Genomic DNA, 15,940 nt, shown 5'->3' with positions numbered 1-15,940 from the left:
TCGGCAATACTGTCAGTGCCTACGGTTAGCGTAAGAATATGCGGTTATTGCACACCTCCGACTGGCACCTGGGCCGGTCCTTCCACGGCGTTGGCATGCTCGATGCCCAGCGCTCTTTTGTCGATCAGCTGGTCGCCCGGGTCCAGGAACTGTCCGTCGATGTAGTCCTCATTGCCGGCGATGTCTATGACCGCGCCCTTCCCGGCGTCGACGTCGTCAGGCTGCTGGACGACGCCCTCGTCCGGCTGACCGGCGTTGGGGCCCGCGTCGTACTGACCAGCGGCAACCATGACTCCGCCATCCGGCTCGGATTTGCCTCGAGGCTGCTGGAACGCGGGGGCGTCCATCTGCGGACCAGGCTCCAGGAACTGGACGTGCCGCTGGTGTTGCCGCTGGAGAGCGGGCCCGGACGTGACCAGGGCCCGGCCGTGGCCATTTACGGCATTCCCTGGCTCGAACCGCGCCTCGTGGCCGAGCAACTCGGCGTCGCCACGCCCAGCCATTTCGAGGTCACGCGTGCTGCCACGGAGCGCATCCGTGCGGACCTGGCCGCACGCAACGAATCCCGGACCGTCCATTCGGTGGTTCTGGCACACACCTTCGCGAGCGGCGGAATCAGCTCGGACAGCGAACGTGACCTCAGCATCGGAGGAGTCGGCGCCGTTCCTCTGGATCTCTTTGCGGGGTTCAGTTACACCGCGCTGGGCCACCTCCACGGGCGGCAGGCACTCGCCCCGGACGTGAGATATTCAGGCTCGCCGCTGGCCTATTCGTTTTCTGAAGCCAAGCACCAAAAAGGCGCCTGGCTCGTTGACGTCGATGAGGCCGGAGTGAGCTCCGTGCAGGAGGTCCTGTGGGAGGCACCGCGGAAACTCGCTGTCCTCCGAGGAACCATCACGGAGCTGCTCGAGTCGGCTGACCACGCGTGGGCGGAAGGCGCATACTGCCAGGTGACCATTACGGACGCCCAGCGGCCGGCCCAGGCCATGGAACGGCTGAGGGCGCGGTTTCCGGACACGCTCGTGCTCGGGTTCGATCCCGAGGGCGCTTCCGCTTCTGCGAAGACCAGCTACAGCAGCCGGCTGGCCGCGGCGACCGACGATCTCTCGGTCTGCTGCGGCTTCCTGGAGCATGTCCGCGGCCGCGAGCCCGACGAGGCGGAGCGGGCGGCCCTGACCGAAGCCCTGGAAACCGTGCGCCTGCAGGGAGTATCACTATGAGAATCCACCGTTTGGAGATCTGTGCTTTCGGTCCGTTCGCCGGTACCGAGGAAATCGATTTCGACCGTCTCAGCGGGCACGGGCTGTTCCTGCTCAACGGAGCCACCGGCGCCGGCAAGACCAGCGTGCTGGACGCCATCTGCTACGCCCTATACGGTTCCGTGCCCGGCGCGCGGCAGCACGGCAAGAGGCTGCGCAGCGATCACGCCGAGTCCGCCACCGAACCCCGGGTGAGCTGTGAGTTTTCCGCCCGCGGCAGGCGGTTTGAGGTCTCCCGCTCCCCGGCCTGGGAAAAGCCCAGCGCGCGCAGCCGGAACGGGTTCACCACGCAGCAGGCAAAAACGCTGCTGCGCGAGCGCGTGGGCGGTGAATGGATCGAAAAGTCCGGCAGGAATGACGAAGCCGGGGCCGAGATCGCCGCGATCCTCGGCATGGACCGGGAACAGTTCACCAGGGTGGTCATGCTCCCGCAGGGGGACTTCGCGGCATTTCTCCGGTCGAAGGCCTCCGACCGCCTGGAACTCCTGCAGAAACTTTTCGGGACCGAGCGCTTTGAAGCGGTGGAGCGCGAACTGGCCCTTAAAGCCGCCGAAGCCGCCAAGGAAGTTGCGGGCCACAACGGCAAGCTGGCGCTGATCGTAGCGAGGGCCGACGCCGAGGCCGCCGCACTGGACCTGGATCTCACCGGCGCCCCGGACTCCAACCACGCCGGCGATCGGCTCGGCTGGCTCGAATCCGCGGCATCGGCCGGGGCCTCCGCGCTGGCCGCCAAAGCTGAGGCGTGTGAGGCACTGCACCGGGAATGCGCAGCCCGGCGTGATCAGGAACTGGCCCGCGAAGGCAGGCGGCTGAAGCTTGCCGCCGCGCTGCGCCGTAAAGCGGACGCTGAGGCGGCTGCTACCGCACTTAACGCCACCGCGGGCAGGCTGTCGCTGCACCGCAAGGCCGAGATCCTCGGCGGACAGCTCCAGGCTGTGGTGACGGCCGATGCGCTCCTGTCACGAGCGGCCGGGGCCATGGAGCGCGCCGCGGCAGAGGTGGAGCAGGCTGCCAGGGAGCATCCCGAACTGGCTGCCGCCGACCCTTCCGCCGTCGACGCCGGCGCGGAGCTGGGGCGGCTGCGGTCGCTGCTTGCGGTGGTGAACGAACGCGTGGCGGACGAGGTCAGCCTGGCTGGCCTGCGGTCCCGGTCCGCCGGGCTCACAGGTGAGCGCCGGAGACATTCGGACGCCATCCAGTCCTACGAAACCACCCTTGTTTCGCTGCGCTCAGAGATGGCGGACCTGCAGTCAGGCCTCCAGACGCTGGAGTTGTTGGCAGGCGAATCCGTGCTCCGCACCAAGGAAGCCGCGGCGGCCGACGAACTTGTGGACGTTGTCCGGCGCTATGGAGCAGCAGCCGTGGAACTTGCAGCAGTAACGGAGCGCCATCTCAGCGGCAGGGAAAAACACCAGGAGCTGCGCACACTGTGGCTTGACGTCCGGGAGGAGCGCCTGGCCAACGCGGCAGCCGAGCTCGCGGCTCGCCTGGAACACGGCGAGCCGTGCCCGGTCTGCGGCAGCGCGGAACATCCGGCGCCGGTTCCAACAGCTGAATCCGCTTTGGAACTTGCCGACAAAGAGGAGCAGGCAAAGGCCAACTATGAGCGGGCGGAGAAGGCGCTCGCCGCGCTGGATGCGGAACTCTCCGCCGCCCGCCAGTTGGTCGCCGTGCTGGCCGGGCAAGGTGGCGACACTGATCCCGCCGAAGCACACGAGGCGGCACTCTATGCGAGGGAAGCGGCGGCCGAGGCCGCGGCCGCCGAGGTGGAACTGGCGGAGAGCCGGGAGCGGCAGGCGCAGCTTGCGGACCGCGTTGACTCCACGGAGCAGTCGCGCGTGGAGGCCATGTCGGGCTTGGCCCAGGCAGAATCCACCATGGCGGAAATCGAACAGCAGGCGGCCCTGCTCGAGTCGGCCCTGACCGCGCTGCGCTCCGGCTACGGCAGCCTCAGCCTCCGCTGCGGCGGCATCGGGGAAGCGATCGACATCCTGGAACGGGCGGCTTCGGCCCGTGCCCAACTGGACCAGGCGACGGCGCGGCTGGCCGACGCACAGGCCCAGCTGGACCGCGCGCTGCCGGAAGCGGGCTTCGATTCGGCCGCTGATGCGCAAGCGGCGCTGCTGACGCCGTCGGAGTCGGCGCGGCTGGATGCGGCGGTCCGTGCCGGACACGACGAACTGGCCCGGCTGGACGAGCTGTTCGCCAGCGAAGAACTCGTGCTGGCCGGCCAGGAACGCGAAGCCGGCAGCGCACTGGAGGCCGCCGAGCTGGAGCAGCTGCGGGCCGAGGTTGACCAGGCCGAGCGGACGGCGAAGGACGTGGCAGTGGCCGCCGGCCTGGCCCAGCAGGCCTGCGCGACCCTCGGCCGGTTGCGGCGCGAATATGCGGAACTGGCAGAGGCCGGCCGGGTGCCGCGGGAACGCGCCGAACTGCTGACGGCACTGGCGGACTCCTCCCGGGGCACTGGCGACAACAGCTACCGCATGAGCCTCAACAGTTACGTGCTGGCGGCTCGGCTCGAACAGGTTGCCATGGCCGCGTCCGAAAGGCTCGTCGCCATGAGCGACGGGCGGTACACGCTGCAGCACACGGATGCCAGGGCCGCGAGGAACGCAAAGTCCGGGCTCGGCCTGGAAGTCGTGGACGAATGGACCGGCCAGCGGCGCGATACGTCCACCTTGTCCGGCGGGGAGTCCTTCATGGCGTCACTGTCGCTCGCCCTGGGCCTCGCGGACGTCGTACAGCAGGAGGCAGGTGGCGTGGACATCGAAACCCTGTTTGTGGACGAAGGGTTCGGAAGCCTCGACGAACAGGCGCTGGAGCAGGTGATGGACGCGCTGGAGGGCCTGCGCGACGGCGGCCGGGTGGTTGGCCTGGTCAGCCACGTGGCGGAGATGAAGCAGCGGATCGGCACCCAGCTCCAGGTCGTGAAGGGACGCAACGGCTCCACCCTGCACGTCTCAGACGCTGCCGCTGCAGCCTGACGCCTGTGCAGGCAGAGCCGTTGGGCGTCCAGTAGAATCGGATAGTTACCGGGTCGCGCGCATCGGGAGGAGGGACGATGCGCACTACTGAACGAGCCCGGATACATGACAACCTCTACGGCGCCGCAGCGCCCTTCGCAGCACTCTCCCGCCGACACAACCGGCCTGTCCTCCGAATCGCCGCAGGCCCGCTCGGGAAGCAGGTATTCCCGGCTGCCTGAACTGGCCGGCAGGGGCTTTATTCCGCTGGGCCTGTTCGCCCGGCTGCCGCTGGCCATGCTGACCGTTGGCACGCTCACGCTCGTCACGTCCGTGAGCGGCTCATATGCCGCGGGCGGAACGTCGGCCGGCGCAGTCGGCATCGGATCGGCCATCGGCGCGCCCGTCCTGGGTGCCCTGGCGGACCGTTTCGGCCAGCGCCCGGTCCTCGTGGTTGCAGCCATCCTGAATGCCCTGGCGGTCCTCGTGCTGATTGCCGCGGCCTATATGGTGCCCGGCGCGGAAGGCAGCGCGGTCCCCATCCTCGCGGCAGCCTTCGTCGCCGGTGTCAGCTGCCCGCAGGTCGGTCCGCTGGCGCGGGTCCGCTGGATGGCGCTGACGTCGGCCGGAAACCGCAAGGGCGGCGGCAAGGACCTGGACACGGCACTCTCGTACGAGAGCACGGCCGACGAGCTGACCTTTGTCCTCGGCCCGGCCCTCGTGGGCATCCTGGCCAGCCTGATTGCGCCGTGGCTGCCGCTTGCCCTCGCAGCGGCCCTGACCATCACGCTGGTGCCTGCCTTCGCCGTGCACCGGACGCATCTTGCGGTTCCGCGCAGGGCTGTTCAACCACGCACCGTTCACCGCACAGCCGTTCAGCGCAGCGCCGGGCAGAGCAGCCCGCCGCGCGCGGGACTCATGTCCTTCGCCGCCGTGACGCTGCCGGTGATGGCCATGGTTTGCATGGGCAGCTTTTTCGGCTCCACCCAGGCTGCCCTCAGTTCGTTTTCGGCCGCGTTTGCAACGTCCGAGGTCGCCGGGCTCCTCTATGCGGTCATGGGGCTCAGCTCGGCAGCGGCAGCCATTTCGGTGGCCTACTGGCCGGCCCGCTTCACCCTGGCGGCGCGCTGGCTGGCCGGGGCGGCCGCCATGGCCGGCCTGTCAACACTCCTGCTGCTGCCGGGCGACGGCTGGGCAATGGTCCTGGTGCTCCTGGTCCTGGGGCTGCCGGTGGGACCTGTCATGGTCACCGTGTTCGCCATTGGCGGCATCGTCGCGCCGGCGGGCAGGCTCGGAACCGTCATGACGGCGCTGGCCAGCGGCATCGTCGCGGGCACGGCGATCGGTTCATCGGTGGCGGGCCAACTGGCGGAGGGCAGCGGATACTCGGCGGCGTTCCTCGTACCGGTGGCCGCCGCAGCGGCGCTGTTCGTGCTCGGTGCGGCAGCCGCCGTCGTCGTCCGCCGGAACCAGCCCAAGTAAGTCGCGGCACGCGCCGTTCCCGGCGCTGGGAACGGCGCGAGCTGCGACTCGCTTGGGCGGGACCGCGTCAGGCGAGCTGGCTTTCGATCCTCGCCGCGCCGGCGGTCAGCGCCTCGGCGAGTTCGGCCGGGTCCTGTGAGGCACGGATATAGACGACGGCGACCGCCGCGGGCCGTCCGCCCGGCACCCTGATCGGGGCGGCCAGCGAGGAAACCCCCGCGATGACTTCGTCGTGGCTGGCCGCGTAGCCGCGCCTGCGCGCTTCGGCAGCCTCGGCACGGTAGGGCACGCCGGGCGCCAGCTGGTTCCAATCGTGTTCCGACACGGCCGACTGGATGGCGATGCCGGGCGCGCCCGTGCTGATGGGATGCCGCGATCCGGGATGCTGGACCACCGTGGCGGCCGAATGACGGGGTTCCACCGTGACCAGCGTGACGCAGTCCTGGTGGTCCCAGACGGCGACGAAGGCAGTCATGTTCAGCGAGTTGGCCAGCTGCGTCAGTTCCGGCAGGGCGGCCGTCTGCAGGCTCCGTGATACCCCCCTGGCCAGCACGGCAAGGCCCGGACCGGGCTGCACCCGGCCCGCGTCGTCGCGCACCAGGAGCGAATGGTCCTCCAGCGTGCGGAGAATCCTGTACGCGACCGAGCGGTGGACGCCCATGGCATCGGCGAGCTCGGCTATGGTCAGTGCGCGGTCAGCCTCGGCCAGGATTTCCAGGGCCCGGATGCCCCTGGAGAGAGTCTGCGACGGGGAAGCCTGGGCGGGCGCAGCCTGTGCGCCGGCACTGGCGATTGGATTCATGCTGTCCATCCTAGGCGGGGGAGAGGCGCGTTTTGCCGGAGGGTCTTGTGTTGCGGGTTCCCTTGGGCTAGCGTTCCATATAGGAATTTTGCGTTCAACTATAGAACAGCTCAACTATAGAACAGCTCGCAAGAGCACGCCAGAGGCAGCCGCCGGGCAGCGGTCAGCCTCAGCGACCGAAGGAAAATCGACGATGATTGCGAAGCCAGAAGCGGCGCCGAATGTCCCCGGCCGGACATCCGTTCCGCGGGCCCATCACTTCCGCGGCAGCCTGGGCAGGTTCGCGACCGGCGTAGCGATCGTCACCTTCGACGGCGTCACCAAACGCCACGGCATCACCGTAAACTCCTTCACGTCGGTTTCCATGGAGCCGCCGCTGGTCTTGGTCAGCATCGCCCGCGCCGCCAAAGCACACGATGAGCTCGCGGGCCGGCCCTTCACCGTCAACATCCTGGGCGCCGAACAGCGGCAGCTGGCCATGCATTTCGCCGGGCGCCCCGGACCCGAGCCTTTGTGGGTGGAGAGCCCGACGGCGCCGCGGCTGTCCAATGTGCTTGCCTACTTTGAGTGCAAGCCCTGGGCCGCGTACGACGGCGGCGACCACACGCTTTATCTCGGCGAGGTGGTGGACTTCAACTACCGTAACGGCGACGCCCTGGCGTTCGCGAACAGCGCCTTCACCACCATCCCGGAGAGCCAGCTGGGCATGGAGGACCTTCTCTAGGAGCACTTCAACAATCACCAATCCATCCTGCAGTTCAACGACGACTGGAGATAGCAATGGGCATCCGAACCGGCCAGCAGTACCTGGACAAGCTCAATGCCATGACGCCCCATATTGTGATTGACGGCGAAGTGGTCAGCGAGAAAGTCGCGGAACACCCCGCCTTCCGCAACGTGGCGCGGTCCTACGCCAAGCTCTTCGACATGCAGCATGATCAGCAGTACCAGGAGGCGCTGACCTTCGCATCGCCCACCACGGGGGACCTGGTGAACGCATCCTTCCTGGTGCCCAGGACCGTCGAGGACCTGCAGCACCGGCGCCGGGCGATCTCCACCTGGGCGGAAGCCACCAACGGATTCCTGGGCCGCACGGGGGACTACATGAACTCCGCCCTCACGGCACTGGGGACTGCCGAGAAATGGTTCTCCCAGGCCGACCCCAAGTTTGCCGAGAACATCCGGAACTACTACGAGTGGGCGCGCGAGAATGACGTTCTGGCCACCCACACGCTGATCCCGCCGCAGGTCAACCGGTCGGTGTCAGGCTCCGAACAGCTCGGCGGCCAGCTGACCGCCCACATCGTGGAGGAGCGCGAGGACGGCATTGTCATCCGCGGCGCCCGCATGCTGGCGACCATCGCGCCCATTGCGGACGAACTTCTGGTCTTCCCGTCCACCGTGCTGCGCGGCACTCCTGAGGATGCGCCCTATTCCTTCGCTTTTGCCATTCCCAACGACGCGCCGGGACTGCGGTACCTGTGCCGCACGTCGCTCTACAACGGGGGCAGCACCCACGACGAGCCGCTGGCCTCCCGGTATGAGGAAATGGACGCGGTGGCCGTGTTCGATGACGTCCTCGTCCCGAGCGACCGCATCTTCATGCTCGGGAACCCCCAGCTTTGCAACTCGTTCTACGCCGAGACCGGAGCGGGGGCCCTCATGACCCACCAGGTGGTCACCCGCACGATCGCGAAGAGCGAATTCTTCCTGGGGCTTGCGTCCGAACTGGCAGAGGCCATCGGGATCGACGGGTTCCAGCACATCCAGGAGGACATCGCGGAGCTGATTATCGACGTCGAAATCGGCAAGGCCCTGGTGCGCGCCTCCGAAGCGGACGCGGAGCTCAATGACGCCGGCGTCATGCTGCCGAAGTGGAGCACCCTCAACGCCGCGCGGAACTGGTATCCCAAGATGGCCCAGCGCTTCCCGCAGATCATCCGGAAGTTCTCTGCTTCGGGACTCATGGCGCTCCCCGGGGAAGCGGACGTGAACAGCGACGCGAGGGCCGACATCGACCTCTACCTGCAGGGAAAAACGCTCACCGGCCCCGAGCGCGTGCGCCTGTTCAAGCTGGCCTTCGACGCCTCGATCTCCGGCTTCTCGGGCCGCCAGTCCCTCTATGAATACTTCTTCTTCGGTGACCCGGTGCGGATGGCAAGTGCCCTCGTCAACACCTATGACCGCGAACCGGTCAGGGCCAGGCTCCGGGAATTTTTGAACCGGCAGGACTGAACCACGCCGGCTGAATGCCAGTGAGCCATAAATTAAGTGCGCTCCATCACAATTTCATAGTATCCTTCATGCTAACTGACCGTTCGATCAGTAAATCGTGCGGCATCACCCCCACCCCGGCAGTAACTCTGCCCCAGCCACGGAGTTCCAATGACAGCAACTTCTTCCGTTGATTCCGAGACGGGCCCCAGCAGTAAGCACGAGGAACGCAAGGTCCTCGCGGGGACGCTGGTCGGCACCACCATTGAGTGGTACGACTTCTTTATCTTTGCCCAGTTGACGGGAACCCTGCTGTCCCCGCTCTTCCTGACCCCGCTGCAGCAGTCCAATCCCGGCCTTGCGCAGATTCTCTCCTTCGCACTCATCGGCATCAGCTTCCTCTTCCGCCCGCTCGGTGCCGTCATTGCCGGCCATCTCGGTGACCGGCTCGGACGCAAGGCGATGCTGGTGTTCACCCTCGTCATGATGGGGGCCGCAACGTCCCTGATCGGCATCCTGCCCACCTACAGCCAGATCGGCCTTTGGGCTCCGGTCCTGCTTATCACCCTCCGGATCATCCAGGGCTTCTCAGCCGGCGGTGAGTGGGGCGGAGCAGCGCTGATGGCAGTGGAGCACGCGCCGATGAGCAAGCGCGGAATCTTCGGCGCATATCCCCAGATCGGCGTGCCCATCGGCATGATTCTGGCCACCGGCCTCCTGTTCTTCCTCAACAGCAGCATGTCCAGGGAGGACTTTGCCGCCTGGGGCTGGCGGGTTCCGTTCCTGCTGTCCATCGTGCTGATCGTCGTCGGATACCTGATCCGGCGGGCCGTGGCGGAGAGCCCGGTCTTCCGCGAGATGGCCGCCCGCAAGGCCGAGAGCAAGGCCCCTCTTGGGGAGCTCATCCGTCACCACAAGAAGCCGGTCCTCTACTCAACGCTGATCTTTATCGCCAACAACGCTGCGGGTTACCTGCTGATCGCCTTCTTCATCTCCTATGCCACCAGGTCGCTGCAAATGCCCGCGCCGCAGGTCCTGCTCGCCACGACCCTTGCCTCATTTGGCTGGCTGATATTCACGCTGGCTGGCGGCTGGCTGTCGGACCGCATCGGCCGCGTCAAGACCTTCCTGACCGGCTACGCCATCATCTTCGTCTGGATGATCCCTATGTTCGCGCTCATCGACACCAGGAACATCTGGCTTTACGGGGTGGCGCTGTTCGTCCTGACGATCGGGCTGGGCCTTTCCTACGGCCCCATGTCCGCCATGTACGCCGAAATGTTCCCCGCGAACGTGCGGTATTCCGGGATTTCCATCGGCTACGCGTTCGGCGCCATCCTCGGCGGCGCCTTCGCTGCCACGATTGCGGAGTACTTGCTCCAGAGCACCAAGTGGACAGGTTCCATCGGCATTTACATTATGGTCCTGTGTGTGATCTCCGCCGTCGGCGTTTTGCTCGCCAAGGAAACCAAGGGAAACTTGCTCGGCGTCAGCCGGCACTGACGGATCTGCGTCAGCAGTCAGTTTGAGAATGCGGGTCCGGGCTTAGGTCCGGGCCCGTATTCGTCCTGAGCTGGTGCCCTCAGGGCTGGGCGCCCTGCAGCAGGCCGATGGCGTCGTCGTCGGTCAACTGATCAAAATGCCGGTAGAAACTGCCAACAGCCCGGAACTTGCCCGGCAGGTGCAGGCACAGGACGTCGCAAACCCGGGACAGCGATTTTTCGGCCTCGATGGATCCGACCGGAGCGGCAGCCACAACGCTCGCGGCCCCCGATGAACGCACGGCCTCGACGGCGGCCCGCATGGTGGCGCCGGTGGCCAGACCGTCGTCAACCAGCAACGCGGTCTTCCCGCGGACTTCGTGGTTGATGCCGGGGTACTTTTCGACGCGCCGCAGGAGTTCATCCCGTTCACGGCTCTCCACCTCGTCCAGCCAGGCCTGCCGGACACCGTTCTCCAGGATGCGCGCCACGAGCGGTCTGTTGAGCAGCCGGACTATCCTGCCTCCCGAGTAGGCCAGGGCGCCGAAGGCAGTCTCGTCATGGCCTGGAATGCCGAGTTTCCTGACCAGGACCGCACCGAACGGAAGATGCAGGACCTCCGCCGCCGCGGCCGCCACGGGAATGCCCCCGCGCGCGAGTCCGAGCAACACGGTGTCCGGCCGTTCGCGGAACTGCGGAAGCGCCGCTGCAAGCCGCTTTCCCGCTTCATCCCGGTCTTCAAAAACCATGCCCATGGGTTCCTCTTCCGGAGTCTCCGCCCGTCAAATCCAGCCTACCGCCGACCGGCCGCGGCGCGCCGGGGCAGGTCTGCCGGGAGCTAGCTGCCGAGGAACGCGATGGCCGCCTGCTTGAAGGCGCGGCTGGTGATGGCGTTCGTGTGGTTCCGGCCGGGAAGCACCAGCTGTTCGGCCATGGATCCGGCCGCCGCGGCCAGTTCCGCAAGCCGCGGCATCGAGGCTGCGCGATCATCCTTTTCGCCGGCCACCAGCAGCACGGGCATGTGCGGAACAGCCTCGGCGGGGTCGTAGGGCTCGCCCTTGATGGCCTCGACCAGGGACAGGAGCGCGAAGATGTTGTTGCTCGGCAGCGCCTGGGCCATCTTGAGGAGCCCGGCCGTGGATTCGTCGGCAATGGGCGAGCCGTCGGCGAGGTAGCGCTGGGCTGCCACGAGGTCGAACTCGGCCAGCGGGTCAGCCATGTTGGGCCCGCCGAGGACAATCCGGTGCACAATTTCCGGCTGCGTGGCGCCGAACTCCCAGGCGAGCCGGGAACCGAGCGAGTAGCCGATTACGTCCAGACCGCTGGAAGGGTCACCGGCACGCAAGGGCCGCGCACCGGCGTCGAACGCTATCTGGAGGAGGTCCGCCCGGATCCGGCTGGGCGAGTAGGAGTCCATGTCTTCCGGGGCGCCGCTGCGGCCGTGGCCCGGCAGGTCCACCGCGATGACCCGCCTTCCCGCCGCGAGCAGGGCCGAGATCCAGCCGGAGTCCTCCCAGTTCAGCTTGCTCGAGGAGGAAAAGCCATGGATCAGCAGGATGGGGCGGAGGCCGGCGTCGGCCTCGGGATCGTGCACCTCGACGTACAGCTGGGGATCGGTGCCCTCCACAGTGTGGGAGTGCTGTTCGCCGGTGTGCCTGCCGCTCATCATGTCAGTCCTCATCAAGTACGGCGCTCAGGCGGACCCGGCGCTTCGGTGCCTCTTCCTTCGGGACGGTGCCCACGATGCCGGCGGTGTTGTCCGGCACCTCAAACACAATCAGGGGCTCGCCGACATTGATTTTGTCGCCGGGCCCGCCGTAGATACGCACTACCTTACCTGCCTGCGGGCTGGGCAATTCAACCGCGGATTTGGTGGTTTCCACCTCCACGAGCGGCTGGTTGCGCTCCACCTGCTCGCCCGGTGAGACCAGCCATTCCAGCACGGTGGCCTCGATCAGGCCCTCGCCGAGATCGGGGAGCGGGAAGGATATTTCAGCCACGTTTGTACTCCAATACTCGCTGGATGCCGAAGAGGATCCGGTCAATGTTGGGAATGTACTCGTCCTCAAGGTCCCCGGAGGGGTACGGGACGTCGAAGCCCGTCACCCGCTCCACCGGCGCCTTGAGCGTGTCGAAGCAGCCCTGCGTCACCAGCTGGGCCACTTCGGCTCCAAGCCCGGAGGTCAGCGGCGCTTCATGGACGACGACGGCGCGCCGCGTCTTGCGCACGGACGCCACCAGTGCGTCGGCGTCGATCGGCTTGATCCAGCGCAGGTCCAGGACCTCGACGTCGATGCCGTCCTCGGCGGCGAGGCCTGCCACCTGCAGGCAGCGGGACACCATGGCGCCCCAGGCAATGAGCGTCAGGTGGCGGCCTTCCCTCATCACCTTGGCACCGGTGGGGGCGCCGGCGGGCGATCCGGCACCGGGGGCATCCGCGGCGCCGAAGTCGACGTCCCCCTTCTGCCAGTACCGGGACTTCGGCTCCATGAAGATCACCGGGTCCGGGCGCGTGGCTGCGTACTTGAGGAGGTGGTAGGCCTCGTGCGGGTTCGACGGCGACACCACCTTCAGCCCCGGCACGTGCGCGAACAGGGCCTCGAGGCTCTCCCCGTGGTGCTCGGGGGCGCGGATGCCGCCGAAGCTGGGCACGCGGAGCGTGATGGGCATCGGCAGGGTGCCGCGGCTGCGGTAGTTCATCCGGGCGATCTGGCAAATGATCTGGTTGACGGCGGGGTAGGCGAAGCCGTCGAACTGTACTTCAGGAATGGGGTGGAACCCGGCCATCGCGAGTCCCACGGACATGCCCAGGATGCCGGATTCGGCCAACGGGGTATCGAAGACGCGCTTTTCGCCGTGTTTGGCCTGCAGCCCGTCGGTGATGCGGAAGACGCCGCCGAGGCGGCCGCAGTCCTCGCCGAAGATCACCGCCTTGGGGTTTTCCGCCAGCACTTCATCGAGCGCGCGGTTGAGCGCCTGCTGCATAGACAGCTGTTCCGTGCGCTTGCCGGGTGCCTCCGGATGGGGTGTTGGCGCGTCCGGTGATTGGGCCTGCCGAAATCCCGTCATGGGTCCTGCGCTCCTAGACATGTTCGGACTCCTCTCGCCAGCTGGCGGCCTGGTTCTGCAGTGCGGGGGTGGTTTCCTGGAAGACGAGGTCAAACATCTCGCTGCCCGGCCGCGGGCCGAGCGCTTCGATGCCTTCGCGGACTGACGCTTCCTCGGCTGCCGCGGCGGCCTGCGCAGCGGCGAAGAAGGCGTCGTCGGCGATGCCGTCATCCAGCAGCCGCTGGCGAAGGCGGCCCAGCGGATCCTCGCCCGCTCCGGACCGCTCCTCGTCCAGTGAGCGGTAGCGTCCGGGGTCATCGGACGTGGAGTGCGGGCCGCGGCGGTAGGTCATGGCCTCGACCACCACGGGCCCCCGGCCGGAGCGGCAGTGGGCGATGGCCCGCCTGGTGGCATCAAGCACGGCGATAACGTCGTTCCCGTCCACTTGGAGGCCGGGAATGCCGTAACCGGCTGCGCGGGCGGCAACGGAACCGCCGGCAACCTGGCGCTCGGTGGGAACGGAGATGGCCCAGCCGTTGTTCTGCACGAAGAAGACCACGGGGGCCTTCATGACGGCCGCGAAGTTCATCGCCTCATGGACGTCGCCCTGCGAGGAGGCGCCGTCGCCCAGGTACGCGAGCGCAACGCCGTCGTTCTGTTCCAGCGTCTGGCCGTGGGCCCACCCCACCGCATGCAGCACCGAACCGGCCACCACCGCCTGGATGGGCGCGAGGCGCGAGGCCACCGGGTCGTAGAGGCCGCCGTGCCAGGTGGCCTTGTGGGTGGACATGTACGCCACCATGTCCACGCCCATGGCCCGGGCCACGCCCATCTCGCGGTAGGTGGGGAAAACAAAGTCGCGGGCGGTATCGACGGCGTAGCCGCTGCCCACCTGGGCAGCCTCCTGGCCCAGCTCGGGGGCGTAGCCGGGGATGATGCCCTGACGCTGCCATGCAACGGCCGCGGCGTCGAGGTGGCGGACCGCAGCCATCAGCGAGTAGAGCTCACGCAGCTGGTCAGGGGTGGGCGGGGGAGCGGCGGTGCCGCCGTCCGGAAGCGGCAGGGTGTCCATAGCTGTGACCCTAGTCACCGCCAAGTCGGCGGGCAATCAGCTGCGCGGACGCTGATCAGACTGTCAGTTCTGCACAGTTAAACGCGGGAGGGGCTGCACAAACTGTGCAGCCCCTCCCCAGGGTGTTGGGCCGGGCGTCCGGCCGGGTGCTAGTCCCTTGCGGAACCGGCGCGGACGGCGTCACGGGAAGCCGTGAACCTGGCCCCCGCCCAGCAGGCTGCGGCAATGCCGGCAATCAGCAGGACGGTGCTGATCAGCTGGATCCGGCTGCTCTCGGCGCTCAGTCCAACCGCGAAGATCACGCCAAGGAGCACCAGGCCGAACACCGTCAGGCCGGGGAAACCCTTCATCCGCAGGGGCAGGGGAGTTCCCTCGCGGTCCGCGCGCCGGCGCAGGATCAGCTGGGAGACGAGGGCGGTGCCCCACACCACCAGGCAGGTTGAACCGACGAGCTGGAACAGCGCCGGCAGGATCTTCTCCGGAAACAGCAGTTCCAGGACGGTGGCGATGAAGCCGAAGGCAACTGACACGCCGACGGCGACCATGGGCACCTTTGCGCCGCTGAGCCGCGACAGGATGGCCGGCGCCTCGCCGCGTTCAGAGAGCGAGTAGACCATGCGGGACGCCCCGTAAAGGTTGGCGTTCAGTGCGGACAGGAGCGCGACGACGGCCACGAGGGTGATCGCCGTGCTGGCGCCGGGAATGCGCGCGGCGTCCAGGACACCTGCAAACGGCGACGCCAGCGCGCCCGAGGTGGCGGGAAGGACCGCCGCGATGACGAACACGGACCCGATGTAGAACACCAGGATCCGCCACACCACGGTCCGGATGGCCTTGGCCACGCTGTGCTCCGGGTCCTCTGTTTCGGCGGCGGCGACACTGACGATTTCCGTCCCGCCGAACGCGAAAATCACCACGAACAGGGCCGTCGCTATGCCGCCCAGGCCTGCCGGAGCGAAATCCGTGGCGATGTTGCTGAGGCCGGGCGAGGCGACGTCGGGCAGGAGCCCGAAGAGCAGGGCGCCGCCGATGCCCAGGAAAATCACGATCGCGGCGACCTTGAGGATGGCGAACCAGAATTCAAACTCGCCGAAGTTCTTCACGCCAACCAGGTTGATGGCCGTGAACACCACCATGAACACCAGCGCGAGCGCCCAGACCGGGATGACCGGCCACACCGAGAACAGCAGCCCTGCGGCGCCGAGGGCCTCGGCGGCGATGACCACCACGAGTTGGAGCCACCACAGCCAGCCCACCGTGGCCCCGGCCGTCTTGCCCATGGCCCTCTCGGCATAGACGGAGAAGGCGCCGCTGTTGGGGTTTGCCGCCGCCATCTCGCCGAGTGCCCACATCACCAGGATGATCAGTGTGCCGGCAACGAGGTAGGAGATCAGGACGGCCGGGCCGGCGGCCTGGATGCCGGCCCCGGATCCCAGGAAGAGACCGGCGCCGATTGCGCTGCCCAGTCCCATCATGGTCAGTTGGCGGGGTTTCATGTTGTGGCTGAGTTCTACTGCCGGTCGCTCCGCCGTGGACTTCATCGTCATGCTGCGTACCTTCTTGGGGTTGGTGAAAACAGGGGGTCCTTTTGGGACCATTCGAATCTACCGCCTCGC

13 protein-coding genes are annotated in these 15,940 nt (G+C 67.3%); 6 read left to right on the top strand and 7 right to left on the bottom strand.

Annotated elements, in window-relative coordinates; translation table 11 throughout:
- The first annotated feature begins 38 nt into the window (after positions 1-38).
- The 3 genes from CXQ90_RS00580 (at position 39) to CXQ90_RS00570 (ending at position 5,707) form a co-directional block, all read left to right on the top strand.
- A complete protein-coding gene (locus tag CXQ90_RS00580) occupies positions 39-1,220 on the top strand; it encodes an exonuclease SbcCD subunit D (RefSeq protein ID WP_104136171.1) in 1,182 nt (393 codons plus the stop codon).
- On the top strand, positions 1,217-4,246 hold the full coding sequence (locus CXQ90_RS00575; protein WP_104136170.1) for an AAA family ATPase: 3,030 nt from the start codon (positions 1,217-1,219) through the stop codon (positions 4,244-4,246). Before CXQ90_RS00580 ends, CXQ90_RS00575 begins: the two co-directional genes overlap by 4 nt.
- Positions 4,247-4,351: 105 nt before the next feature.
- The gene (locus tag CXQ90_RS00570; protein WP_104136168.1) at positions 4,352-5,707 is read left to right on the top strand and encodes an MFS transporter; all 1,356 of its coding nucleotides are present in this window, start codon (positions 4,352-4,354) and stop codon (positions 5,705-5,707) included.
- A 67-nt stretch (positions 5,708-5,774) separates the two neighbouring features.
- Here CXQ90_RS00570 and CXQ90_RS00565 read toward each other — a convergent pair whose 3' ends face one another.
- On the bottom strand, positions 5,775-6,509 hold the full coding sequence (locus tag CXQ90_RS00565; RefSeq protein WP_104136166.1) for an IclR family transcriptional regulator: 735 nt from the start codon (positions 6,507-6,509) through the stop codon (positions 5,775-5,777).
- Positions 6,510-6,702: 193 nt separating this feature from the next.
- Between CXQ90_RS00565 and CXQ90_RS00560 the strand changes: the two genes are divergently transcribed.
- From CXQ90_RS00560 to CXQ90_RS00550, 3 genes are all read left to right on the top strand, one after another.
- The gene (locus CXQ90_RS00560) at positions 6,703-7,233 is read left to right on the top strand and encodes a flavin reductase family protein (protein WP_104136165.1); all 531 of its coding nucleotides are present in this window, start codon (positions 6,703-6,705) and stop codon (positions 7,231-7,233) included.
- A gap of 56 nt (positions 7,234-7,289) precedes the next feature.
- Positions 7,290-8,744, top strand: a complete 1,455-nt coding sequence (gene hpaB, locus CXQ90_RS00555) for a 4-hydroxyphenylacetate 3-monooxygenase, oxygenase component (protein WP_104136164.1) — start codon at positions 7,290-7,292, stop codon at positions 8,742-8,744.
- 150 nt (positions 8,745-8,894) lie between these two features.
- Positions 8,895-10,226: an MFS transporter gene (locus CXQ90_RS00550; protein ID WP_104136162.1), complete on the top strand. Its 1,332-nt coding sequence runs from the start codon at positions 8,895-8,897 to the stop codon at positions 10,224-10,226.
- Between the two features lie 79 nt (positions 10,227-10,305).
- Here CXQ90_RS00550 and CXQ90_RS00545 read toward each other — a convergent pair whose 3' ends face one another.
- The 6 genes from CXQ90_RS00545 to CXQ90_RS00520 all read right to left on the bottom strand — a co-directional run bounded on the left by CXQ90_RS00545 (position 10,306) and on the right by CXQ90_RS00520 (position 15,871).
- Positions 10,306-10,959 (bottom strand): phosphoribosyltransferase, encoded by a 654-nt coding sequence (locus CXQ90_RS00545; RefSeq protein ID WP_104136161.1) that lies wholly within the window; start codon positions 10,957-10,959, stop codon positions 10,306-10,308.
- 83 nt (positions 10,960-11,042) lie between these two features.
- Positions 11,043-11,870, bottom strand: coding sequence for an alpha/beta fold hydrolase (locus tag CXQ90_RS00540; RefSeq protein WP_104136839.1), 828 nt, complete (start codon positions 11,868-11,870; stop codon positions 11,043-11,045).
- Between the two features lie 4 nt (positions 11,871-11,874).
- Positions 11,875-12,204, bottom strand: a complete 330-nt coding sequence (locus tag CXQ90_RS00535) for a biotin/lipoyl-containing protein (RefSeq protein WP_018775751.1) — start codon at positions 12,202-12,204, stop codon at positions 11,875-11,877.
- Positions 12,197-13,189, bottom strand: a complete 993-nt coding sequence (locus CXQ90_RS00530) for an alpha-ketoacid dehydrogenase subunit beta (protein WP_258064336.1) — start codon at positions 13,187-13,189, stop codon at positions 12,197-12,199. The genes CXQ90_RS00535 and CXQ90_RS00530 overlap by 8 nt, the downstream gene beginning before the upstream one ends.
- 97 nt (positions 13,190-13,286) lie before the next feature.
- Entirely contained in the window at positions 13,287-14,324 is a 1,038-nt protein-coding gene (locus CXQ90_RS00525; protein ID WP_104136159.1) for a thiamine pyrophosphate-dependent enzyme, read from the bottom strand.
- Positions 14,325-14,473: 149 nt separating this feature from the next.
- The gene (locus CXQ90_RS00520; RefSeq protein ID WP_104136158.1) at positions 14,474-15,871 is read right to left on the bottom strand and encodes an amino acid permease; all 1,398 of its coding nucleotides are present in this window, start codon (positions 15,869-15,871) and stop codon (positions 14,474-14,476) included.
- Positions 15,872-15,940: the final 69 nt, after the last annotated feature.

The sequence above is a fragment of the Arthrobacter sp. ZGTC131 genome (assembly GCF_002929275.1).
Taxonomy (GTDB): Bacteria; Actinomycetota; Actinomycetes; order Actinomycetales; family Micrococcaceae; genus Arthrobacter.
The sequence above is the reverse complement of the archived record's forward strand: the minus strand, read 5'-3'. Positions and strand labels throughout refer to the sequence as shown.